Raw genomic sequence first — 22,933 nt, 5'->3', positions numbered from 1 at the left:
TCATTCGAGAGGTTGCAGCGTGTCGCCGTGCAGGCGGTAGCGCTCGCCGGTGGACGGGCAGGCAGCTTCGCCCTCGCCCCGGACGGGCAGGGCCAGGCGCTCTCCGTGGCGGCTCATCCAGCCGATGCGCCGGGCCGGCACGCCCACCACCAGCGCGAAGTCGGGTACGTCCTTCTGCACCACGGCGCCGGCGCCCACGAAGGCGTGGCGGCCGATGGTGACGCCGCACACGATCGTGCAGTTGGCGCCCAGTGTGGCGCCCTGCCGCACCAGCGTGCGGCGGTACTCGCTCTTGCGCGAAACGGCGGCACGGGGGTTGTAGACGTTGGTGAACACCATGCTGGGGCCGCAGAACACGTCATCTTCCAGCGTCACGGCGTCGTAGACGGAGACGTTGTTCTGGATGCGCACGTTGCGGCCGATCTGCACGTCGTTGCCGACGAAGACGTTCTGCCCCAGTGCGCAGCGCTCGCCGATGCGGGCCCCGGCGCTCACATGGCAGAAGTGCCAGACCTTGGTGCCTTCGCCGAGCTGCGCACCGTCGTCCACGATGGCGCTGTCGTGTTTCCAGTAGGCCATGTCAGAAGACCAGCGGCAGGCCGACGCGCACGCCGTCGCGTGCCGAGCGGTAGGCCGCGATGATGACTTCGAGCGAGCGCAGGCCCTCGTAGCCGTCCACTTCGGCGCTGGCCTCGCCGCGCAGCGTGCGGATCACGTTGTCGTAGTAGAGCGGGTGCCCGAAGCCGTAGACCGAGGGCGTCGCGTAGCTGGCGTTGCGAACGTCCGCATCTTCGGGGCGCGGCTCGTCGAATTCCCAGTGCTGGATCTCGTTGACCGCCACGCCGCCCATGCGCACCGTGCCGCGCTCGCCGAGCAACGTGATGCTGCCTTCGAAGTTCTTGCCGTGGGTGAGCATGGTGACGTTGATGGAGGCGAGCGCGCCGGAGCGCAGCCGCAGCGACATCACGCCGGTGTCCTCGGCCTCGATGTCGCGCGCCAGGGTGGCGGTGTACGCATGAACGTTGTCCACCGGCCCGATGAGCCAGTCGACCATGTCCACATAGTGGCTGGCCTGGTTCATGAAGGCGCCGCCGTCCATGTCCCAGCGGCCGCGCCACGGTGCCTCGTCGTAGTAGCTCTGCGGGCGCGTCCAGAACACGTTGACGTTGGCCATCACGATGCGGCCGAAGCGTCCCTGATCGATGGCCTGCTTGAGCCGCTGCATGGTGGCGTTGAGGCGGTTCTGCTTCACGACGAACAGCTTCACCCCGGCGTCCCGACAGGCGCGCACCATGGCCATGCCTTCGTCCCACTTGGTGGCCATCGGCTTTTCGGTCAGCACGTGCCGGCCCGCCTGGGCCACCTTGATGGCCTGCCGCGAATGCAGCCCGCTCGGGGTGGCCAAGATGACCACGTCGGCGTCGCTTGCGGCCAGCAGCGCATCGAGCGAGGCATGAGCGGCGGCGCCGGTCGCAGCGGCCGTTGCCGCGAGCACGTCCGCCCTGTTGTCGCACACCGCGACCAGTTCGGCGCGTCCGGTGTGGCGCTCGAGGGCCGCGATGTGATTCCTCGAAATGCGGCCGCAGCCCACCAGGGCGAAGCGGATCTTTCTGTCAGTGACGGGATGCGGTGCACTCATGGAAAACCGTGCGCCCACTCGAGGGAAGCCGGGCAAAGCGGCAAGTTTACCGGGGCACCGCGGGCGCGGCCCTAAAATTGCCAGCAAATTCAACGAGTTGACGATGACCTCCACGCCCCAACCGCAAGCCGCCCCCGTCGCAGCCGACGACAACCAGCTGATCGCCGAGCGCCGCGAAAAGCTCGCCGCCATTCGCGCCCAGGGCGTGGCCTTTCCCAACGACTTCAAGCCGCGCGACCATGCGGCCGACCTGCACCGGCAGCACGAAGGCAAGACCAACGAGGAGCTCGAATCGCATCCGCTGGTCGCCTGCATCGCCGGCCGCATGATGCTCAAGCGCGTGATGGGCAAGGCATGCTTCGCCACGCTGCAGGACGGCTCGGGCCGGCTGCAGATCTACGTGACGGCCGACGGCGTGGGCATGGACGCGCTCAATGCCTTCAAGCACTGGGACCTGGGCGACATCCTCGGCTGCGAAGGCACGCTCTTCAAGACCAAGACTGGCGAGCTGACCATCAAGGTGTCGAGCATCCGCCTGCTGACCAAGAATCTGCGGCCGCTGCCCGACAAGTTCCACGGCATGGCCGACCAGGAGCTGAAGTACCGCCAGCGCTATGTCGACCTCATCATGGACGAGCAGGCGCGCGCCCGCTTCGCGGCTCGCAGCAAGGCGGTCGCTTCGATCCGCCAGTTCATGGTCGAGCACGGCTTCCTCGAAGTGGAAACGCCGATGCTGCACCCGATCCCGGGCGGCGCCAACGCCAAGCCCTTCGTCACGCACCACAACGCGCTCGACCAGGAGATGTTCCTGCGCATTGCGCCGGAGCTGTACCTCAAGCGCCTGGTGGTGGGCGGCTTCGAGCGCGTGTTCGAGATCAACCGCAACTTCCGCAACGAAGGCATCTCGGTGCGTCACAACCCCGAGTTCACCATGATGGAGTTCTATGCGGCCTACTGGAACCACCACGACCTGATGGACTACACCGAGGCCCTGCTGCGCCACGCGGCGCGCAAGGCCACCGGCTCGGCCCATGTGAAGTACCAGGGGCAGGACGTGGACCTGGAGGCGCCGTTCGCGCGCCTGTCGGTGCGCGACTCCCTGGTCAAGTACGCCGGGCTGTCGGAGGCCGAGTCGCGCGACGCCCGGGTGCTGCACGACAAGCTCAAGGCCCTGGGCGAGGAGCCGCCGGCGCACTGGTCGCTGGCCGAGCTGCAGTTCGGCCTGTTCGAGGCAGCCGTGGAAGAGAAGCTCTGGCAGCCGACCTTCATCATCGACTACCCGGTCGAGGTGTCGCCGCTGGCCCGCGCCTCGGACACCGACCCGACCATCACCGAACGGTTCGAGCTGTTCATCACCGGCCGCGAATTCGGCAACGGCTTCTCGGAGCTGAACGACCCGGAAGACCAGGCTGCGCGCTTTGCCGCCCAGGCCGCCAACAAGGATGCCGGTGACGAGGAGGCGATGTACTACGACGCCGACTTCATCCGCGCGCTCGAATACGGCCTGCCGCCCACCGGCGGCTGCGGCATCGGCATCGACCGGCTGATGATGCTGCTGACCGATTCACCCAACATCCGCGACGTGATCCTGTTCCCGGCGCTCAGACGGGAAGGGTAGTGACCAGTGATCGGTGACCAGTGACTTGTGACTGGTCAATGCAAAAGCCCCGGCACCTTGCGGTGCCGGGGCTTTGTTCCTTGTGGGCGACCCGTCACTGATCACAGTCACTGATCACCAGTCACAAGTCACTCTTACTTGGCTTGCGCGTACTGCGGCTGGGCTTCCTTGGCGGCGGGGGCCAGGAACACGCCGTAGTCGGCCGGGTTGTACTCGGCACGCACGTCGGCGCGGGCCTTCGGAGCCTGGGCACGCACCGGCTCGCTCACCTGCTGCTGTTGCACGGTGGGCAGGAACACGCCGCTGTTGGCGGGGTTGCGCTCGGCGAACCAGCTTTCGGTGCGGGCACGCTGCTGAACCTGAGCGCGCACCGCTTCACGGGTTTGCGTGCTCTGGGCTTGCGGTGCCAGGAAGACGCCGTAGTCCTCGGGCTTGGGATCGGCAGCTTGTGCGCTCGTGGCAGCAACGGCGACAAGAAGGGTGGCAACGGTGGCAGACAGCTTGTTCATGACAGTTCCTTTCGCACATCCGGGTTGGGTAGGTTGGGTGGGCTGGCGTCGGTGGATGCGCATCCGGCGTCGTCCATGGCCGTAACTTTAGAATTCACGGATTCGAAGATAAATCGCAAAATCGCGAACCAACCGTTCCTGAATTTGCAACTATCCGCGAACGGCCGTGAGGGGCTGGCGCCAGGACGATGGCCCTGCGATTCCCCGCAAAACGCTCTACGCCCACCCGCGGGCGATGGATGCACAAGGCCGAGTGCCCCCATCCCCTCGTTCGCGGGCAGCAGCGACAATCGCCGTCTTCTCACACGACCCCCTGCCCCACCGTGACCGCCCTGGCCCGCTCGCCCGCGCACCAACACTCCGTCCCCGGCTCCACCCGGCCCGCCCCGGTGGCCGCCCGGCTGGCTTATGCCGGCCTGCTGCCTTTCGTGCTGGGCGCCCTGCTGGTGTGGCTGGTCCGCCCCGACGCCCACCCCTACGTGGTGGACGCCCTGGCCAAGTACGCGGCGCTGGCCGTGTCGTTCCTTGCGGGCGCCCATTGGGGGCTGGCGATGCGGCAGTCGGTGCCATCGCCGGTGCCGTTTGCATGGAGCGCCCTGTTCGTGTTCGTCGCGTGGGTGGCCGTCGTGATGCCGGCCTATGCAGGCCTCGTGCTGCAGGGAGCGGCCCTCATCGGCTGCTACCTGGCGGACCGCAAGAGCTACGCATCGTCGGGCGTCGCGACCTGGCTCACGCTGCGTTTCCGGCTCACTGCCGTGGCAGCACTGTGCTGTTTCCTCGCCGCCGCCGGCAGCTGAATCACGCCCTCACCATGATCCGATACCGCATCGAAGTCTTCGACGCCAACGCGCATCTCTACCGTGTCACGCTCAAAGTGGCCGAGCCCGAGGCCGAACAGGTGCTCAGCCTGCCGGTGTGGATTCCCGGCAGCTACCTGGTGCGCGAATTCGCCCGGCACCTCTCGCATTTCGAAGCGAAGCAGGGCAGCCGGCCGGTGCGGCTGGTGCAGCGCGACAAGGCGACCTGGGTGGCCCACTGCGACGGCCGCGGCGCCCTGACGGTGAGCTATCTCGTCTACGCCTTCGACACCTCGGTGCGCACCGCCTGGCTCGACGCGCAACGCGGCTTCTTCAACGGCACCAGCGTGTTCCTGCGGGTGCACGGCCGCGAAGCCACGCCGCACGAGCTGCAGATCGGCAGCCTGCCGCGCGGCTGGGAAGTGGCCACCTCGCTGCCTGCCGCCAGGTCGGGCGGCCGCGGCCTGCATGAGGCGGCCGACTATGACGAGCTGGTCGACCACCCGGTGGAGCTCGGCCGCTTCTGGCGCGGCGAATTCAAGGCCGCGGGCATCACGCACGAGTTCGTCGTGGCCGGCGCCATGCCCGGGTTCGACGGCAAGCGCCTGCTCGCCGACGCCCGCAAGATCTGCGAAGCCCAGATTGCCTTCTGGCACCCCGACGGCGCCAGGCCGCCCTTCAAGCGCTACGTGTTCCTGCTCAACGCGGTGGACGACGGCTACGGCGGCCTGGAGCACCGCGCCAGCACCGCCCTCATCGCCAACCGGCGCGACCTGCCGCGCACGGGCATGCAGGGCCTGCCCGAGGGCTACGTGACCCTGCTCGGGCTGATCAGCCACGAGTACTTCCACACCTGGAACGTCAAGCGCCTGAAGCCGCGCGAGTTCGCGCCTTACGACTACACGCGCGAGAACTACACGCAGCTGCTGTGGTTCTTCGAAGGCTTCACGTCCTACTACGACGACATCTTCCTGGTGCGCGCCGGCCTCATCGACGAGGCACGCTACCTCAAGCTGGTAGCCAAGACGGTCAACCAGGTGCTGGGCACGCCGGGCCGGCAGGTGCAAAGCGTCGCGCAGTCCAGCTTCGACGCCTGGGTCAAGTACTACCGCCCGGACGAAAACAGCAGCAATGCCACGGTGAGCTACTACACCAAGGGCTCGCTGGTTGCGCTGGCGCTGGACCTCACCCTGCGTGGAGAAGGCAAGGGCACGCTCGACGCGGTGCTGCAGGCGCTGTGGCAGCAGAGCCAGGGCGGCCCGATCGACGAAGCAGACATCCTCTCCGCGCTGCAACAGGTCGGCAAGCGCAGCTACCGCCGCGAACTCGGCGCATGGGTGCACGGCACCGGCGAGCTGCCGCTGGCCGCGCTGCTCGAAACCCACGGCGTGGCCTGGAAGCAGGATGCCCCGTCGGCGGTGCAGCGCCTGGGCGCGCGCGTGAACGAAGCGAACGGCAGCCTCAAGGTGCAGTCGGTGCTGCGCGGCAGCGCGGCCGAGGCCGCCGGCTTGGCGGCAGGCGACGAACTCATCGCCCTGGGCGACTGGCGCCTGCGCAAGCTCGACGACCTGGTGCTGCTGCGCGCCTTCGACCAGCCGCTGCCGCTGCTGGCTGCACGCGACGGCCGCCTGCTGCATCTCACGCTGCCCACCACCACCGCGGCTCAAGGCACCGTGACCCTCACGCCCAACACGCAGGCGGGCCATCCGGCGAACAAGCGCCGTGCCGCCTGGCTGGCGCCGCGTTGACGTCCGGCGCCTGCGCCCGGCCGCCGTTGCTGCTGCTGTCGCGACCATGAAGCCGTTGCAGCGCCGCGCTGCCTTCGTGGCGCTGGTGCTCGCCGTCGCGCTGGCCCACCTGCTGCTGGGCCGGCACTTCGCGAGCCAGATGGCCCTGCTGCACGAGGCCGCGCGGCTGCCGCCGCGCCTGCAGGCCACCTACGTTCGCACGCTGGCAGTGGCCGAGGCACCGGCGACGGCGAAACCCTCACCCCCGCCGCGCCCGCGCAAGCCGGCCCGCCTGGCCTCGCACGTCGCCGCCGTGGCCGACACGCCCGCATCCGCGGCATCGGCCGCCGAGGCACCGGCCTCGGTGCCCGCTGCGCCGCAGGCAGTGGCCGAGGCGGCTTCCGTCCCACAGCCGCCCGACCCGGCAGCCTCTGCGCCGGCAAACGTGGCACAAGCGGCGCCGCCCGCTGCATCGGCTGCTGCCTCACAGCCGGGCGAGGGCTTCTCCTGGCCGGCTTCGACGCGCATCGACTACGTGTTCAAGGGGCAGTGGCAGGGCGAGGTGCAAGGCACGGCCCAGGTCGAGTGGGTGCATGCGGGCGAGCGCTACCAGGTGCATGTCGAGCTGTTCGTCGGGCCGCGTTTCGCGCCACTGGCCACCTGGCGCATGAGCAGCGACGGCCGTGTCACGCCCGCCGGCCTGGCGCCGCAACGCTACGACCAGGAAACCAAGGTGGCCTTCGGTTCACCGCGGCGAGCCGGCATGCGCTTCGGCGAGACGGAAGTGCAACTCGCCAACGGCAGCCGCCTGCCGCGCCCGCCGGGCCTGCAGGACACGGCGAGCCAGTTCGTGCAGCTCACCTATGTGTTTTCGGTCACGCCGCAGAAGCTGCGCGCCGGCGAAAGCGTCGTGCTGCCGCTGGCCTTGCCGCGCTACATCGCGAACTTCGTCTACGACGTCGTGGGCGAGGAGACGCTGTTCACCCGCTTCGGCGAGCTGCAGGCCTTTCACGTGAAGCCGCGGCGCGAGGTGCTGCGCAGCGGCGACCGCAGCGTCGAAGTCTGGATCGCCCCGCGGCTGCAGTACCTGCCGGTGCGCATCCGCATCGTGCAGGACGAAGCCACCTGGCTCGACCTGCTGATCGACGAACTGCCCCGGCAGGCTTCGAGGTGACGCGACGGGTTCAGGCGCCCGTCGTGCCGAACCCCGAGGTACCGGACATGTTGGCCGGCGTGATGATGTCGTCCTGGAATTCCAGGGCACGGGCGGCGCCGAGCTGGTCGCGGATCACGTTGCGGGCCGACAGCAGGGCCGCCTGCAGCTCGTCGGGCGACTTGGCCGCCTCGATGCGCATGTTCACCATGTCGCCCAGCGGTCCCATGCGGTCGGAGATCCAGCGCACGGCGCGACGGCGCGATTCCTCGGGCGTGCGAGCCTCCGATCCCGACACTGCAGGCGCCGTTGCAGCCGCACCCGCCGACCTCGCAGCCGGCTTGTCGGGCGTGACCACCGCCACCTCGATGAAGCCCTCGTCCTGCAATGCCTGCAGCGTCTCCTCCGGCTGTGCGGCAATGAGCTTGCGCAGTTCTTCGTCGTTGCGCTTGCCGTCGATCAGGATCAACGCCGAGCGCAGGCGCGGCACCAGCTTGAACTGCCGGGTGGAGATCTCGGCCTGGCCTTTTTCAGTCTTGCGGTAGATGGTGCCCATGCATGCGAAACGCGAACCAGCGGGCCGCAGAGCTTACCTGTTCCTGACAGTCTTGCCCACGGGGATGGGCCTGGGCCCTGCAGCCCGAGCGAGACATATTCCCTGCCGATGCTTCCGTATAGTCGGCCGATCCGACGAGGAGACCTCCCATGAGTTACGAACTTCTGACCGCCGAGGCGCGCCGCGTGTCGGCCGCCCCCGAGGCGCTGGCCTGTGGCTGGATCACGCTCAACCGACCGAAGCAGCTCAATGCGCTCAATGACGCGCTGATGGACGAGCTCGGTGCCGCGCTGCTGGCCTTCGACGCCGACGACGGCGTGGGCTGCATCGTCATCACCGGCAGCGAAAAGGCCTTCGCCGCCGGCGCGGATATCGCCGTCATGGCGCCCAAGACCTTCATGGACGTCTACAAGGGCGACTTCATCACGCGCAACTGGGAAACCATCAAGCGCGTGCGCAAGCCGGTGATCGCCGCGGTGTCCGGCTATGCGCTGGGCGGCGGTTGCGAGCTTGCGATGATGTGCGACTTCATCATCGCGGCCGACAGCGCGAAGTTCGGCCAGCCCGAGATCAAGCTCGGCATCATCCCCGGGGCCGGCGGCACGCAGCGCCTGCCTCGCGCGGTGGGCAAGGCCAAGGCCATGGACCTCGCGCTCACCGCCCGCATGATGGACGCTGCCGAGGCCGAACGCGCCGGGCTGGTGTCGCGCGTGGTGACGGCCGACAAGCTGCTCGACGAAACCGCCGCCGCCGCGGCGGCCATCTGCGAGTTCTCGCTGCCCTCGGTCATGGCCGCGAAGGAATGCGTGAACCGCGCCTATGAGCTGCCGCTCAACGAAGGCCTGCTCTTCGAGCGGCGCATGTTCCACGCCCTGTTCGCCAGCGCCGACCAGAAGGAAGGCATGGACGCTTTCCTCAACAAGCGCAAGCCGGCCTTCAAGCACAGCTGAGTCCCTGAGTCCTACCCCTAGAAAAGGACGCTGAATCCGGCTTTTCCCCGCCTGGAAAGCCCGCCGGCCCGCCGACAATGCGGGCCGGCGGCGTTTTCGGGCGGAGGGAGCCTGGAGCGGAGGGAACGGCACTGCATCAGGAGCCGGCTTCGTGCCGTCGTCCCTTGCTTGCCCCCATCCATCCAGTGCTCGTGAATCCAGCCGTTTCGTCCAGTGCCGGTGCACCCGCAACCAAGCGCGTGCTGGTCATCCACTACTCGCAGACCGGCCAGCTCAGCGCCGTGATCGAGCAGATCGTCGCGCCGCTTGCGGCCGACGCCCGCATCAGCGTGCACATCGAGACGCTGAAGCCGCTGCCCGGCTATCCGTTCCCCTGGCCCTACTTCCGCTTCTTCGATGCCTTCCCGGAGTCGGCCCACATGGTGCCGCCCGCGCTGGCACCGCTGTCGCTGTCGGGTGACGAACACTTCGACCTGGTGATCCTGCCCTACCAGGTGTGGTTCCTGGCGCCCTCGCTGCCGATCACGGCCTTCCTGAAGCACCCCGTCGGCCGCAAGCTGCTCGCCGGCAAGCCGGTGGTCACCGTGATCGCCTGCCGCAACATGTGGATGCTCGCGCAGGAAAAGCTCAAGGCCCTGCTCGCCGACGCCGGCGCGCGGCTCATCGACAACGTGGTCCTCACCGACCCGGGCCCCACGCTCGCCACCTTCATCACGACGCCGCGCTGGCTGCTCACCGGCCGGAAGGCCGGCTTCTGGGGCATGCCCGACGCGGGCGTGAGCCCGGCGCAGATCCGGGGCACGCGCCGCTTCGGCCTGGCACTGCGCGACGCCTTGCACCAGGGCCTCGAGCAGCAGCCGGGGCCCCTGCTGAACGGGCTGGGCGCGGTGCAGGTGGAGCCCCACCTCTACCTCAGCGAAAAGGCCGGCACGCGCGGCTTCTACCTCTGGGGTGCGCTGCTGCGGGCCGCCGGCGGCCCGGGCAGCCCGCAGCGCGTGCCGCTGCTGGCCTTCTATTCGGCCTTCCTGGTCGTGGCCATTGTCACGATCGTCCCCGCCAGCTTGGCGCTGCAGGCGCTGCTGCGGCCGTTCCTGCGCGGGTGGCTCCATAGAATCAAGCAGCAGTTCGAACTTCCGTCCGGGTCGGGCACCGACCGTCTTGCGTCGTATGAATGAAGTATTTCTGACCCGCACGGGCGCTTTCCTGCCCTTCGCGCCGGTCGGCAACGAAGAGATCGAGGAAGTTCTGGGCCAGGTGGGAGGCAAGGCCTCGCGGGCGCGCCGGCTGGTGTTGCGCAGCAACGGCATCCAGTCGCGCCACTACGCCATCGACCGCGCCACCGGCCTGCCGGCCATGAGCAATGCACAGCTCACCGCGGCCGCCATCCGTGCGCTCGGCCCGGACATCGGCGACATCGACTGCCTGGCCACCGGGACCTCGCTGCCCGACCAGCTCATGCCCAACCATGCGGTCATGGTGCATGGCGAGCTCGGCTGGCCGGCGCTCGAGGTGGTGTCGTGCGCCGGCATCTGCCTGGCCGGCACCGCGGCGCTCAAGCACGCATGGCTCTCGGTGCGCGCCGGCGACGCCCGGCGTGCGGTGGCCACCGGCTCCGAGCTGGCGTCGCCCATCCTGATGGCGCGCAACTTCGACGCCGAGGTCGAGCACAAGGTGAAGGAGCTCGAAACCCGGCCCGAGATCGCCTTCGAGAAGGACTTCCTGCGCTGGATGCTGTCCGACGGCGCCGGCGCGGTGCTGCTGGAACGCGAGCCCCGCGGCCCGCTGTCGCTGCGCATCGACTGGATCGAGCTATCGTCGGCCGCGCACCGCCTGCCGGTGTGCATGTATGCCGGCGCCGAGAAGAATGCCGACGAATCACTCACCGGCTGGCTGAGCTTCGAGGCGCGCGACCGGCACGACCTGTCGGTCATGGCGGTGAAGCAGGACGTTCGCCTGCTCAACGACAACATCGCCCGTGCGATGCGCGACTCGCTCGAGATGCTGATGCAAAAGCGCCCGCTGAAGGTCGACGACGTCGACTGGTTCCTGCCGCACCTGTCGTCGCAGTACTTCGCCCAGGCGGCGGTCGACGGGCTGGCCCATGCGGGCCTGCCGATCCCGCGCGAGCGCTGGTTCACCAACCTCGCCAGCAAGGGCAACACCGGCTCGGCCTCGCCCTACATCATGCTCGACGAGCTGTTCCGCTCCGGCCGCATCGAGCGCGGCCACAAGCTGCTGATGTTCGTGCCCGAGAGCGGGCGTTTCTCCAGCGGCTTCGTCTACATGGAAGCTGTCTGATGGATCTCGATTCCGTTCCGCAGGAAGGCAACGCCACGCTCGGCGGCCACCGCAAGGCGGTGTACGCGCGCGATGCGCAGGGCCGCATGGTGATCGCCGCGTCGCGCGGCTGGGAGGCCGAAGAGATCGTCACGAGCCATGCGGTCGAGGCGCTGCAGGCGCAGGCCGAAGCGGCACGCTCGCGTGTCGAGGCCGGCCTCGCCTCGCCGCTCGAGTACTGGATGTACGCCCGCCGCATGGACGTCGGCCTGCTGGCCCAGAGCACCGGCTTCTGGCGCTGGCAGGTGCGCCGCCACCTGCGGCCGGAGGTCTTCTCCAGGCTGTCGGCCGCCAAACTGCAGCGCCATGCCGACGCCCTGGGCCTGCCGGCCGACCTGCTCAAACGCCTTCCATGACCCTGATGACGCCACAGGCCACCCCCTTCGACCATCGTCACGCGGCGCACTGCGAAAGCGGTGTCATCGCCAACCTGCTGCGCCATCACGGCGTGCCCATGACCGAAAGCCTGGCCTTCGGCCTCTCTGCGGCGCTGTCGTTCGCCTACATCCCGCTGCTCAGAATGCAGGGCATGCCGATGGTGGCCTACCGCATGCCGCCCAAGTCCATCATCAAGGGCCTGCTGGCGCCCCTGGCGGCGCGGTTCCGCTTCGAGACCTTCCGCACCCCGGCCGCCGGTCGCGCCCGGCTCGACGCACTGCTCGCGCAAGGCCAGGTGGTGGGCCTGCAGACCTCGGTGTACTGGCTGCCCTACTTCCCCGAGGACATGCGCTTCCACTTCAACGCGCACAACCTGCTGGTCTACGGCAAGGCGGGCGACGACTACCTGGTGAGCGACCCGGTGTTCGAGGAGCCGGTGCGCTGCGCAGCCGCCGACCTGGACCGTGCCCGCTTCGCCAAGGGGCTGCTCGCGCCCAAGGGCCTGCTGTACTACCCCCAGGCCATCGGCCACAAGGTGGTCGATGCGCAGGCGGTGAAGGCGGCCCTGCGCAAGAACGCCCGCATGATGCTGGCGCCGGTGCCCATTGCCGGGGTGCGAGGCATGCGGCTGCTGGCGCGCAAGATCGAGAAGCTGCCGCCCGCCGAGGCCCACAGCGCCGCCTTCATCGGCCACGTGGTGCGCATGCAGGAAGAGATCGGCACCGGCGGTGCGGGCTTCCGCTTCATCTACGCCGCCTTCCTGCAGGAGGCCGCGCAGCTGGCGCAGCTGCCGCAGCTCCAGGGCTTCTCCGAGCGGCTCACCATCATCGGCGACGGCTGGCGTGCCTTCGCGCTGGCGGCGGCCCGCATGGTCAAGGGCCGCGATCCGCTCGACCCGCCCGGGCTGGCCGCACGGCTGCGCGAGCAGGCGTCGCAGGAGGAAGCCTTCTTCCGTGACCTGCAGGCCGTGGTGCGCTAGGGCCATGCTCCAGATCCGCGACCTCGGGTTTCGCTACCCGCGCGCCGACAAGCCCGCGCTGGACGGCGTGTCGCTGCAGGCGCAGCGCGGCCGCGTGTTGGGGCTGCTGGGACCCAACGGCGCCGGCAAGACCACGCTCATCTCCCATCTGGCGGGCCTGCTGCCGGTGAGCCAGGGCGAGATCCTCGTCGACGGCCTGCCGCTGCAGGCCGTGCGCCGCCGCGAGCCCACCCGCATCGCCGTGGCGCCGCAGGAATATGCCTTCTATCCGATGCTCGACGTGCGCGAGAACCTCGCCTGCTTCGGCGCCGCCGGCCGGCTGTCGGGCGCAAGGCTGGCACAGCGCATCGAGGCCTGCCTCGCCTTCGCCCAGCTCGAACGCTTTGCGGCGACACGCGCCGACCGGCTGTCGGGCGGCCTCAAGCGGCGTCTCAACCTGGCCATCGCGCTGCTCCCCGAACCCGAGCTGATGCTGTTCGACGAGCCCACCGTGGGGGTCGATCCGCAATCGCGGGCCTTCGTGCTCGACGCCATCAGGAGCCTCGCGACGCAGGGCGCAGCGGTGATCTACACCTCGCACTACATGGAAGAGATCGAGGCCATCGCCGACGACGTGGTGATCCTCGACCACGGCAAGGTGCTGCGCGACGGCACGCTGGCGGCACTGCTGGCCGAAGGCGCCATGCAGCTCTCGCTCGCGGCCGACGGCATAGATCCGGCCGCCCTGCTGGCGCTGTTGTCGCGCTTCGGCACGCCCGAGCAGCATGGCGATCGCGTTGCGCTGCAGGTGGCCGCGCCGCACACGCCGGCCGCCGTGCTGGCCGCTGTCGAAGCCGCCGGCGCGCGCGTGCGCCAGGCGGACTTCGGCCGCTACAACCTGGAGCAGCTGTTCATGGCACTCACCCACCGCTCGCTGCGCGACGACTGACCGATGCTCGCGGCCCTCATCAAGAAGGAACTGCTCGCGCTCACCCGCGACGTGCACGGCATGGCGGCGCTGTTCCTGATGCCGGTGATGTTCATCGTCATCATGTCGCTCGCGCTGAAGGACGTGTACAACCCGCCGCTGCGCACGCTGCGCCATGCGGTCGACGCGCGCGACGCCGGCGCTCCCGCCAAGGACCTGCTCGCTGCCTGGACCAGGGGCCATGGCGCTGCGGCGGAGCTGCCGCCCGACTGGCAGGCGCAGCTGCGCGACGGCCGGCTGAAGTACGTGATCTCCATCGAGGCGGGCGCCTCCGAAGACCTGGCCGAGCCCACCTTGCCCACCCGGCCGCGCATCCACCTGCTCACCGAGCCGGCACTCGACGCCAACCTGTTCAACGCCCTGCAGGCCGAGCTCATCGCGGCCGTCGGCGAGATGAAGGTGCGCGGCGTGCTCGCGGCCGCAGGCGGCGGCGCCGAGGCGCAGCAGCCGGCATCGCCGTCTTCGTCCGAAGCATCGGTGCAGGCCATGGTCACCGCCACCCGCTTTGCTGCCGGCGGCCCGCGCCCCACGGCCGTGCAGCAGAACGTGCCCGCCTGGCTGGTGTTCGGCATGTTCTTCGTGGTGGCGTCGCTGGCGGGCCTGTTCGTGCAGGAGCGCAGCAGCGGCGCACTGGCGCGGCTGCAGAGCCTGGGCGTGCCGCGCTCGATGCTGATCGCCTCCAAGGCCCTGCCCTACCTGGGCGTCAATGCACTGCAGGCCGTCCTGATGCTTGCCGTGGGCGTGTGGCTGATGCCGCGCATCGGCGGCGACGCGCTGTCGCTGGCCGGCATCGACTGGCCCGCCCTGTGCCTGGCGCTGGCGGCGGTGAGCGCTGCCGCGGTGAGCCTCGCGCTGGTGCTCGCCTGCCTGGTGCGCACCCACACCCAGGCCACTGCGGTGGGCCCCATCCTCAACGTGCTGATGGCCGCGGTGGGCGGCATCATGGTGCCCAAGTTCGTGATGCCCGCCTTCATGCAGCGCCTGGCGGACTGGTCGCCGATGAACTGGGGCCTCGAAGCCCTGCTCACCGTGCTGCTGCGCGGCGGCGATGCCGCTGCCACGCTGCCGCATGTGGCGCGCCTGGGCGGCTTTGCCGCGGCGATGCTGCTGCTGGCCCTGCTTCTCTTCCGTGCCCCTTCGTCGAAATGAACAAGCTCACCGCCACACGCCCGGAACTCATCGCCGAACTCAAGGCGCTGGTGCTCGAAGCCACGGAGAAGCAGGCACCCCAAGGCGGCCTGGCCGACGATGAAGTGCTGTTCGGCCCCGACACGCGGCTGGCGCTCGATTCGCTCGATGCGCTGCAGGTGTCGATGGCGATCCAGGAGCGCTATGGCGTGCGCCTGACCGACAGCAAGGAAACGCGGCGCGCCCTGAGCTGCATCTCGCACCTGGCGGACTATTTGCTCGCCAAGCCCACCCCATGAACGAGCTGTGGCTCGCCGGGCGAGGCCTCGCCTGCGCGCTGGGCCCCGACGTGGGCCATGCCGTGGCAGCACTGCGGCAAGGCGGCGTGGCGCCGGCGCGCTTCGAGGTGCCGGGCGGATTCGGCTGGCCCTATTTCGCGCTGCCCGCCGAAGACGGCGACTGGCTGGAGCGCACCTGCCGCACCGTGCGCCGCGTCGCCCGCGAAAGCGGCGCGCTCGACACCCCGCGCCGCGGCCCGCTGTTCGTGGCCTCCTCGTCGATCGATCTCGGCGAACGCGAAGCCAGCGGCGACTTTGAGCGGGACTTCCACGCCTTCGCCGAAACGCTGGCCGAAACGCTCGACTGGCAAGGGCCGGTGTTCACCGTCTCGACCGCCTGCACCTCGGCCCACAACGCGGTGCTGAGCGCCGGCGCCTGGCTGCGCGCCGGCGATGCGGCCGAGGCACTCGTGCTGGGTATCGAGCTCGCCAACCGGCTCACCGTGGCCGGCTTCGGCTCGATGCAGCTGCTCGCGCCTGACGCGGCCCAGCCGCTGGGCGCCTCGCGCCGCGGCCTGGTGCTCGGTGAAGCCGTGGCGGCCCTGCGCCTCACGTCAGCCCGCGGAACCGCCCGCTGGCGGGTGGCCGGCGGCGCCAACGTGGTGGACGGGCGCGACCCCGCCGGCGCGGTGCCGTCGGCCGTGGAGGCCATGTGCCGCGAGGCGCTGCAGCGCAGCGGCCTCACGGCCGCGCAGATCGGCCTCGTCAAGCTGCAGGCGGCCGGCAGCCCGGCCAACGATGCCAGCGAGATCGACGGGCTGCGGCGCGTGTTCGGCAGCGGCCTGCCGCCGCTGGTGTCGCTCAAGGCGGCCATTGGGCACACGCTGGGCGCCTCGGGCGCGGCCGAGCTGGCGCTGCTCACCGCGTGCCTCGAAACCGGTGCCTGGCCGTCATCCGTCCATGCGCACGACCCCACCCTGGGCGCCAGGCTGGCGGCGCAGGCACCGCCCGATGCGCGATACGTGCTCGCGAACATCCTCGGCTTCGGCGGTGGCCATGCGGCGCTGGTGCTCGAAGACCGTGGTGGAGCTCCCGCATGACGCAGCCCTGGCGCACCGTGGCCCACTTCGTGGCCGAGCCCCCCGAGCCGCTGTGGCGCGACGCACTGGCCGCCCGCCTGGGGCAGCGGCCCCGCCGCATCGGCACCTGGGCGGAGCTGGCGCTCTACGGTGCGCGCCGCTGCCTGGATCTGGCCGGCGAGACCAGCTTGCCGCCCGGTGCCGCATTGCGCGTGGCCAGCCTGTTCGGCCCCAACAGCGCCACGCGCAGCAGCGTCGAGCAATGCCGCAGCGGCCTGCCCATGCCCTTCGGCTTCCTGCAGAGCCAGCCCAGCCAGATGCTCGCGGCGCTGAGCCAGCACCTGGGCTGGCAAGGCGATGCGCGTTTCGTCGCCTGTCGCGACGCCGAAGCGGTGCTGGCGCTGCTGCAGCGCGAGGCCGACCACCCCACCGGCCTGCTGCTCGGGTGGGTGGAAGAAGGCAACGAAGCGCGCGGGCTGCCGATGCGCAGCGAATGGTGGCGGCTCCTGCCGCCCGCCTGAGACCGCTGCCTACTTCTTGGCGGCGGCGGCAGCGAGCTGCTTCTCGACGTCGGCCGCCGGCAGGGCGCCGGGCACCCTCGTGCCGTCCTCGAACACCAGCGCCGGCGTGCCGTTGATGCGGTACTTCTGCGCGAACGCCATGTTGCGCGCCACCGGCGACTCGCACTGGCCCAGCAGCTTGGGCGGCTGGGTGCCGTCGACCATCCAGTTGCGCCAGGCGGCGGTGCGGTCCTTCGAGCACCAGATGGCCTGCGACTTCTGCGGCGAGTCGCCGCCCAGGATGGGGATGAGGAAGGTGTAGACCGTCACGTCCTTCACGTTCGTGAGGTCTCGCTCGAACTTCTTGCAGTAGCCGCAGTTCGGGTCGGCAAACACTGCCAGCTTGCGGGTGCCCTTGCCGTTCTTCCAGACGATCGCGTCGGCCAGCGGCAGGCTTTCGAAGGCGATGGCCGACAGCTTGTTGACCCGTTCCTCGGTGAGGTTCTTGCGCGACTTGGTGTCGATGATGTTGCCCTGGACGAGGTAGTTGCCCTCGGCGTCGCTGTAGATCACCTCGCTGCCCAGGCGCAGCTCGAACAGGCCGGGGATGGGCGTCTTGTTCACCTCGTCGATGGTCACGTCGGGGTAGCGCGACGAGAGGTTCTTGCGGATCACGGCTTCGTCGGCCAGCGCCTGGGCTGCGAGCGTGAAGGTGGCCAGCGCCACGGCGGCGAATCGACGGGTCATGGAAGGTCCTGCAGGTCGAGTAAGGAACGCGCCGTCACTTGAAGGCCTGACCGGCCAGCCAGCGCTTGAGCGGCTTCAGATGATGAACCAGAGTCAGCCCGCTGTTGCGGAGTTCCCGCAACGGCAGGCCGGGCTGTGCAAACAAATGCAGCAAACCGTCGGTGAGCTGCGCCATGGTCCAGGTGGGCGAGGCGCGTTCGCGCACATAACGCGACAGCAGCCGCTCGTCGCCCAGCGGCCGCCACGACTCTTCGCGCTGGCGCTCGGCCAGCACGCGGGCCAGGGTGGCCACGTCGCCCAGGCCGAGATTGAGGCCCTGTCCGGCCAGCGGGTGCACCACATGGGCCGCATCGCCCAGCAGTACCCAGCCGGGGCCGCACCAGCGCGCCGCGCGGCCGATCGACAACGGCCAGGCGGCGCGTTGCGAGGCCAGCTTCAGCATGCCGGGCGCCGGGCCGGCGGCTTCGTTCAGGGCGGCGTTGAAATCCGCCTCGTCGAGCGCCATCAGCTGCTGCGCCCGCTCGGCCGGCACCGACCACACCAGGCCGAACGACCGGCCGGCTTCCGGCCGGTCGAAAGGCAGCAGCGCCAGCACGTCGGGCGAGCGGAACCATTGCCAGGCCACGCCCATGTGTTCGCGTTCGCACACCAGCCGCGCCGCCACGGCGGTCTGGCCGTAGGCATGCTGTTCGAAGCCGGCACCCAGCGCCTCCCGTGTGGCCGAGGCCTTGCCTTCGCACACCGCCAGCAGTTCGGCCGGCGCCGGCTCGCCGACGAGGCTCACATGGGGCGCGAAACGCAAGGCAGTGGCCAGTTCCTGCTCGAGGGCCGCGGCATCGACGATCCAGGCCAGCTCGCGCACCCGCTGTTCCCAGGCCGAGAACTCCAGCCGGCCTCGCGAGTCGCCTTCGATGCGCATGTCGAGCACCGGAGTGGCCGCGCCTTGGGCGGGCAGCGATTCCCACACCTTGAGTTCGGCCAGCAGCCCGATCGAGCCGGCATTGAGCGCATAGGCTCGCACGTCTTCACGCGCGGCTGCGGCACCCGGCGGCTGGGCCGCCTGCACCAGCGCCACGCTGAAGCCCTGGCGCGACAGGGCCAGCGCGAGGGCCTTGCCCACCGCACCCGCACCTTGCACGCAGACGTCGAATCTTTTGGTCACCAAGGCATTGTAGGCAGCGGCCTGCCCGGCAGATGCCGCATGCACAATGTCACGTCCACCGATTTCTGCCACAAGCAATGAAGATCTGGATCCGCCGTGTGCTCATCGGGCTCGGCGTGCTGCTTGCGCTGCTGGTCGCCACCGCCGCCTACCTCGTCGCGACCTTCGACCCCAACCGCTACCAGGGCCTGCTGATCGACTGGATGCGCGAGAACCGGCAGCGCACCCTGGCCATCGGCGCCCCCATCGAACTGAAGGTCTTCCCGCGGCTGGGCGTGAAGCTGGCCAAGGTGTCGCTCAGTGAACACAAGGCGCCCCAGGAGTTCGCCGCGTTCGACGAAGCCACGCTGTCGGTCGACCTGCTGCCGCTGCTGCGCAGGCAGCTGGTGATCGACCGGGTGCAGGCCAAGGGCGTGCGGCTGGTCTACCAGCGCGATGCGCAAGGCCGCAGCAACATCGACGACCTGCTGGCCTCGGACCCCAAGGATCCGCCCGCCGACCCCGGGGCAGACGCCGGCAAGCCGCTCGCGTTCGACGTGGGCGGCATCGACTTCGAGCAGCTGCAGGCCACGGTGCGGGACGCGAAGGCCGGCCTCGACGGCGAACTGGTGATCGCCCGGCTGAAGACCGGCCGGCTGGCCAATGGCGTCGAGTCGGACGTGGACCTGGCCGCCCGGCTGGCGATGAAGCAGCCGCGCGCCGCGGCCACGCTCGAAGGTTCGTTCAAGCTGACGCCCGAGCTCGGCACCAGCTCTGCAAAGGCGCGCGACATCAAGGTGTCGCTCAAAGGCGAAGTTCCCGGCGCGAGCGGGCTGGACATGCTGGTCACCGGCGCTGCGGCGTACAACGGCGCCAACGGCGCGGTGCAGGCCGACAAGCTCGACGTCAAGCTGGCCGCCGTGCAGACCGCCGGCCTGCGCCTGAAGGACAGCAGCGCCTCGATCCAGCGGTTCGACTACCAGCCGGCCGGCAAGGTGATCACGCTCGACAGCCTGAAGCTGCAGCTGTCCGGCCAGCGCGCCACCGGCGAGCCGGTGGCGCTCAAGCTCGACTGGCCGCAGCTGGGCGTGCAGGGCGAAAGCCTCAAGGGCAGCGCGCTGCAGGGCGAGTTCTCGATGAGCGGCGCGACCACGGTGAAGGGCCGCTTCAGCTCGCAGGCGCCGGCCGGCAGCTTCGACGAGCTGCGGCTGCCGGGCGTGCAGTTCGACTTCGACGGCACGAGCGGCGCCCGCAAGCTCGCGGGGCAGGCGCGCGCCGAACTGCGCGTGAAGCCCGCCGCCGGCGAGCTGGCCATCGAAGCCCTGAACCTGCAGAGCACTGCGCAGGACCCGGCGCTGCAGCCGCTGAAGGTCGGCGTCACCGGCCGCGCGCAGGCCAGCGCACGCAACGCGCTGTGGGCGCTGGCGGGCAGCCTCAACGACAACGACTTCACCACCAAGGGCCAGGCCAACCTCGCAGGCGACGTGCCGCATGTGCAGGCCGAAGCCCGCTTCCAGGCGCTCGACCTGAACCGCCTGCTGCCCAATGCGGTCGGGCCGAAGCCGGGCGCCGCGTCGGCGCCGGCGCCGCTGGCCGCCCAGCCGGCCGACACGCCCATCGACCTGTCGGCGCTGCGTTCGCTCACCGGCCGCTTCAGCGTGCAGGCCGGGCAGCTGGCGGTGAAGCAGTACCGCCTCGCCGATGCTCGCATCGAGGCCACGCTCGACGGCGGCATGCTGCGGGTGCAGCAGCTGGCTGCCCAGGCCTGGGGCGGCCGCTTCGACGTGAAGGCGCTGGCCGACGCACGCGCCAGCCGCGTCACGGTGCAGGGGGTTGCCCAGGGGGTGAACATCAACGCGCTGCTGAAGGACGTGGCCGACTACGAGAAGCTCGAAGGCACCGGCCGGGTGACGGTGGACCTCGACACCGCCGGCAAGACGGTGGGTGAGATGAAGTCGCGCCTCTCAGGCACGGCCGCGGTGCAGCTGCGCGACGGTGCCGTGCGGGGCATCAACCTCGCCAAGTCGCTGCGCCAGGCCAAGGCGGCCCTGGGCCTGCAGAAGGACGAAATGCAGAAGGCCCAGCAGACGGAGAAGACCGACTTCTCCGAGATGAACATGAGCTTCCAGATCGCCGACGGCGTGGCCCGCAGCAACGACCTCGATGCCAAGAGCCCGCTGCTGCGCGCGGGCGGGGCCGGCAGCATCGACGTCGGCCGCAACCGCATCGACTACGTGGCCCGCGCCGCCGTGGTCGGCACGAGCAAGGGCCAGGACGGCGCCGAGCTCGCCGCGCTCAAGGGCCTGACCATCCCGGTGCACCTGAGCGGGCCGCTCGACGCCGTGGGCTGGCAGATCCAGTGGTCGCAGGTGGCCGTGGGGGCGGCCGAGGCGACACTCAAGAACCGCGCGGAAGAGAAGCTGAAGGAAAGGCTCGGCGAGAAGCTGGGCCTCAAGCCGCCGGCCGGCAGCGCCAGCGGGCCGGCAGGTGCAGCCAGCTCGCCGCAGGATGCCGCGCGCGACAAACTCAAGGAAAAGCTGAAGGGGCTGTTCAAGTGAGCGATGACGTGGAGGTCCGGGTGGCGTCCCTGTACGTGCACCCGGTGAAGTCGTGTGCGGGCATCCCGGTGCCGGAGGCGCTGCTCATCGAAACCGGCTTCGAGTTCGACCGCGCCTGGATGCTCGTCGACGAGTCGGGCGTGTTCGTCACGCAGCGAGAGCTGCCGAAGCTGGCGCTCGTGCGGCCCCAGCTGCGCCACGCCGACATGGTGTTGCGTGCACCCGGCATGCTGGCGCTGCACATCGCGCTCGACGCGGTGGAAGCTCCCACCCGCGTGCGCGTCTGGAAGGACGAGGTGGCCGCCTATGACATGGGCGACCTCACGGCCCAGTGGTTCAGCGACTTCACCGGGCGCAAGCTGCGCCTCGTGCGCTTCGACCCGGAGCAGAAGCGGCTGTCGAGCCGCCAATGGACCGGCGACATCGAGGCCGAGAACGCCTTCTCCGACGGCTATCCGGTGCTCGTGACCTCGGTGGCCGCGCTCGACGGCCTCAACGAACGGCTGGCGGCGAAGGGCGTGCCGGCCGCCGTGATGTCGCGCTTCCGCCCGAACCTCGTGCTCGACGGGCTCGATGCACACGGCGAGGACTTCCTCGACGAGATCCGCTTCGACACCGACGAAGGCCCCATCCGCCTGAAGCTGGTGAAGCCGTGTGCCCGCTGCACCATCCCGAGCGTGGACCCCGACACCGGCGAGCAGGGGTTCGAGCCCGGCGACACGCTCGGCACCTACCGCGCCGACTCCCGGCTGGACGGTGCCATCACCTTCGGCATGAATGCGGTGATCCTCGAAGGCGTGGAACGGGTCCTGAAGGTGGGCATGACGGGCACGGCCGGCATCGCGTTCTAAGGTCTGTCAACGCGATGTACTAGCTGGTACAAAATGCGCGCATGAAGCCAGATGCTCCCGCCCGCGCCCGCCGGGCGCCCGCCGCTGCCGCAAAGGCAGGTGCCGACGCCACGCCGCCGCGCACCAACGACCCCGACCGCACGATGCAGAACATCCTCGAGGTCGCCACCGAGGAGTTCGCGAGCAAGGGCCTGAGCGGCGCCCGCATCGACGAGATCGCCGCCTCCACGCGCACCAGCAAGCGCATGATCTATTACTACTTCGGCAGCAAGGAGGGGCTGTACGTCGCGGTGCTCGAAGAGGCCTACCGGCGCATCCGCGCCATCGAGGCCGAGCTGCACCTCGAGGACCTGCCGCCCGAAGACGCGCTGCGCAAGCTGGTCGGCTTCACCTGCGACTACCAGCTCGCCAACCCCGATTTCATCCGCCTCGTGATGACCGAGAACATCCACCGCGGCGAATTCCTGGCGCAGTCCAGGACGATCCAGCAGCTCAACGTGCCGGCCATCAACGCGGTGAAGGACGTGTACCGCCGCGGCGTCGAGGCGGGCGTGTTCCGCTCGCACATCGACCCGGTGGACCTGCACATGTCCATCAGCGCGCTGTGCTTCTTCAACGTGTCGAACCGGCACACCTTCTCGCTCATCTTCAAGCGCGACCTCGACTCGCCCGCCGCCATCGTGGCGCGCCGGGACGCGATCATCGACATGGTCGTTCGCTACGTCCGCAAGTAGCCCGATAGCAGGGTTCTTTGCCCGTCGCGGGTTTACCCGCATCGCAAAACTAACTAGTTCGTACATTATTTGAGCACGGCTTGCGCCTGCTCAAGGAAGCAGCGTGCGCCGCCGGAGAACAGGAGACGAGATGACCCGCTGGATCGACCGCTACTGCCGCCTGCTCGATGCGATTTCAGCGTCGTGCCTGGCGCTGATGGTGGTGCTGGTGTTCGGCAACGTGGTGCTGCGCTACGCCTTCAGCTCGGGCATCACGGTGAGCGAGGAGCTGTCGCGCTGGCTGTTCGTGTGGATGACCTTCCTGGGC

24 protein-coding genes are annotated in these 22,933 nt (G+C 69.6%); 18 read left to right on the top strand and 6 right to left on the bottom strand.

What is annotated here, in order from left to right:
- Positions 1-579: an acyltransferase gene (locus tag E8D38_RS16105; protein ID WP_140632951.1), complete on the bottom strand. Its 579-nt coding sequence runs from the start codon at positions 577-579 to the stop codon at positions 1-3.
- Position 580: 1 nt separating this feature from the next.
- On the bottom strand, positions 581-1,639 hold the full coding sequence (locus E8D38_RS16100) for a Gfo/Idh/MocA family protein (RefSeq protein WP_140632948.1): 1,059 nt from the start codon (positions 1,637-1,639) through the stop codon (positions 581-583).
- Positions 1,640-1,742: 103 nt separating this feature from the next.
- Between E8D38_RS16100 and lysS the strand changes: the two genes are divergently transcribed.
- On the top strand, positions 1,743-3,257 hold the full coding sequence (lysS, locus tag E8D38_RS16095; protein ID WP_140632945.1) for a lysine--tRNA ligase: 1,515 nt from the start codon (positions 1,743-1,745) through the stop codon (positions 3,255-3,257).
- 134 nt (positions 3,258-3,391) lie between these two features.
- Here the strand turns inward: lysS and E8D38_RS16090 are convergent, their stop codons facing one another.
- Complete coding sequence (locus E8D38_RS16090) at positions 3,392-3,766, bottom strand: hypothetical protein (RefSeq protein WP_140632942.1); 375 nt, start codon at positions 3,764-3,766, stop codon at positions 3,392-3,394.
- 323 nt (positions 3,767-4,089) lie between these two features.
- Here E8D38_RS16090 and E8D38_RS16085 point away from each other — a divergent pair, with 323 nt between their 5' ends.
- The 3 genes from E8D38_RS16085 to E8D38_RS16075 are packed head-to-tail and all read left to right on the top strand — an operon-like array spanning position 4,090 to position 7,464.
- Complete coding sequence (locus tag E8D38_RS16085; RefSeq protein ID WP_342779547.1) at positions 4,090-4,563, top strand: DUF3429 domain-containing protein; 474 nt, start codon at positions 4,090-4,092, stop codon at positions 4,561-4,563.
- A gap of 14 nt (positions 4,564-4,577) precedes the next feature.
- On the top strand, positions 4,578-6,311 hold the full coding sequence (locus tag E8D38_RS16080; RefSeq protein ID WP_140632939.1) for a M61 family metallopeptidase: 1,734 nt from the start codon (positions 4,578-4,580) through the stop codon (positions 6,309-6,311).
- Positions 6,312-6,357: 46 nt separating this feature from the next.
- On the top strand, positions 6,358-7,464 hold the full coding sequence (locus E8D38_RS16075) for a DUF3108 domain-containing protein (protein ID WP_140632936.1): 1,107 nt from the start codon (positions 6,358-6,360) through the stop codon (positions 7,462-7,464).
- Positions 7,465-7,474: 10 nt separating this feature from the next.
- Here the strand turns inward: E8D38_RS16075 and E8D38_RS16070 are convergent, their stop codons facing one another.
- Positions 7,475-7,999: a hypothetical protein gene (locus E8D38_RS16070; protein WP_140632933.1), complete on the bottom strand. Its 525-nt coding sequence runs from the start codon at positions 7,997-7,999 to the stop codon at positions 7,475-7,477.
- Between the two features lie 149 nt (positions 8,000-8,148).
- Between E8D38_RS16070 and E8D38_RS16065 the strand changes: the two genes are divergently transcribed.
- The 10 genes from E8D38_RS16065 to E8D38_RS16020 all read left to right on the top strand — a co-directional run bounded on the left by E8D38_RS16065 (position 8,149) and on the right by E8D38_RS16020 (position 16,616).
- Positions 8,149-8,949, top strand: coding sequence for an enoyl-CoA hydratase (locus tag E8D38_RS16065; protein WP_140632930.1), 801 nt, complete (start codon positions 8,149-8,151; stop codon positions 8,947-8,949).
- A 191-nt stretch (positions 8,950-9,140) separates the two neighbouring features.
- Positions 9,141-10,124, top strand: a complete 984-nt coding sequence (locus E8D38_RS16060; RefSeq protein ID WP_140632927.1) for a dialkylrecorsinol condensing enzyme — start codon at positions 9,141-9,143, stop codon at positions 10,122-10,124.
- Positions 10,117-11,247: a beta-ketoacyl-ACP synthase III gene (locus tag E8D38_RS16055; RefSeq protein WP_140632924.1), complete on the top strand. Its 1,131-nt coding sequence runs from the start codon at positions 10,117-10,119 to the stop codon at positions 11,245-11,247. Before E8D38_RS16060 ends, E8D38_RS16055 begins: the two co-directional genes overlap by 8 nt.
- On the top strand, positions 11,247-11,642 hold the full coding sequence (locus tag E8D38_RS16050; RefSeq protein WP_140632921.1) for a DarG family dialkylresorcinol biosynthesis protein: 396 nt from the start codon (positions 11,247-11,249) through the stop codon (positions 11,640-11,642). The genes E8D38_RS16055 and E8D38_RS16050 overlap by 1 nt, the downstream gene beginning before the upstream one ends.
- Complete coding sequence (gene darH / locus E8D38_RS16045) at positions 11,639-12,643, top strand: BtrH-related acyltransferase DarH (RefSeq protein WP_246099524.1); 1,005 nt, start codon at positions 11,639-11,641, stop codon at positions 12,641-12,643. Before E8D38_RS16050 ends, darH begins: the two co-directional genes overlap by 4 nt.
- A 4-nt stretch (positions 12,644-12,647) precedes the next feature.
- Positions 12,648-13,571 carry an ABC transporter ATP-binding protein gene (locus tag E8D38_RS16040; protein ID WP_140632917.1) on the top strand — a complete coding sequence of 308 codons (924 nt, stop codon included), beginning with the start codon at positions 12,648-12,650 and terminating at the stop codon, positions 13,569-13,571.
- A gap of 3 nt (positions 13,572-13,574) precedes the next feature.
- Positions 13,575-14,759, top strand: a complete 1,185-nt coding sequence (locus tag E8D38_RS16035; RefSeq protein ID WP_140632914.1) for an ABC transporter permease — start codon at positions 13,575-13,577, stop codon at positions 14,757-14,759.
- Positions 14,756-15,037, top strand: a complete 282-nt coding sequence (locus E8D38_RS16030; protein WP_140632911.1) for an acyl carrier protein — start codon at positions 14,756-14,758, stop codon at positions 15,035-15,037. Before E8D38_RS16035 ends, E8D38_RS16030 begins: the two co-directional genes overlap by 4 nt.
- Positions 15,034-16,116 (top strand): beta-ketoacyl synthase N-terminal-like domain-containing protein, encoded by a 1,083-nt coding sequence (locus tag E8D38_RS16025; protein WP_140632908.1) that lies wholly within the window; start codon positions 15,034-15,036, stop codon positions 16,114-16,116. The genes E8D38_RS16030 and E8D38_RS16025 overlap by 4 nt, the downstream gene beginning before the upstream one ends.
- On the top strand, positions 16,113-16,616 hold the full coding sequence (locus E8D38_RS16020; protein WP_140632905.1) for a hypothetical protein: 504 nt from the start codon (positions 16,113-16,115) through the stop codon (positions 16,614-16,616). The genes E8D38_RS16025 and E8D38_RS16020 overlap by 4 nt, the downstream gene beginning before the upstream one ends.
- A gap of 9 nt (positions 16,617-16,625) precedes the next feature.
- On the opposite strand, the gene E8D38_RS16015 is transcribed toward E8D38_RS16020, so the two are convergent.
- Both E8D38_RS16015 and E8D38_RS16010 read right to left on the bottom strand, forming a co-directional pair.
- A complete protein-coding gene (locus tag E8D38_RS16015) occupies positions 16,626-17,342 on the bottom strand; it encodes a DsbC family protein (RefSeq protein ID WP_140632902.1) in 717 nt (238 codons plus the stop codon).
- Positions 17,343-17,376: 34 nt separating this feature from the next.
- The gene (locus E8D38_RS16010) at positions 17,377-18,504 is read right to left on the bottom strand and encodes an FAD-dependent monooxygenase (RefSeq protein ID WP_140632899.1); all 1,128 of its coding nucleotides are present in this window, start codon (positions 18,502-18,504) and stop codon (positions 17,377-17,379) included.
- Between the two features lie 77 nt (positions 18,505-18,581).
- Between E8D38_RS16010 and E8D38_RS16005 the strand changes: the two genes are divergently transcribed.
- The 4 genes from E8D38_RS16005 to E8D38_RS15990 form a co-directional block, all read left to right on the top strand.
- Positions 18,582-21,041, top strand: a complete 2,460-nt coding sequence (locus E8D38_RS16005; protein WP_181179173.1) for an AsmA family protein — start codon at positions 18,582-18,584, stop codon at positions 21,039-21,041.
- Positions 21,038-21,892: an MOSC domain-containing protein gene (locus E8D38_RS16000; protein WP_140632892.1), complete on the top strand. Its 855-nt coding sequence runs from the start codon at positions 21,038-21,040 to the stop codon at positions 21,890-21,892. The genes E8D38_RS16005 and E8D38_RS16000 overlap by 4 nt, the downstream gene beginning before the upstream one ends.
- A gap of 41 nt (positions 21,893-21,933) precedes the next feature.
- Positions 21,934-22,626, top strand: a complete 693-nt coding sequence (locus E8D38_RS15995) for a TetR/AcrR family transcriptional regulator (RefSeq protein ID WP_140632889.1) — start codon at positions 21,934-21,936, stop codon at positions 22,624-22,626.
- A gap of 130 nt (positions 22,627-22,756) precedes the next feature.
- A partial coding sequence (locus E8D38_RS15990; protein WP_140632886.1) for a TRAP transporter small permease occupies positions 22,757-22,933 on the top strand: 177 nt, incomplete at its 3' end.

This window comes from Methylibium rhizosphaerae (assembly GCF_006386545.1).
Lineage (GTDB): Bacteria > Pseudomonadota > Gammaproteobacteria > Burkholderiales > Burkholderiaceae_C > Pseudorivibacter > Pseudorivibacter rhizosphaerae.
Note: the sequence above shows the minus strand (reverse complement) of the source record. Positions and strands in the feature narration are given on the sequence as shown.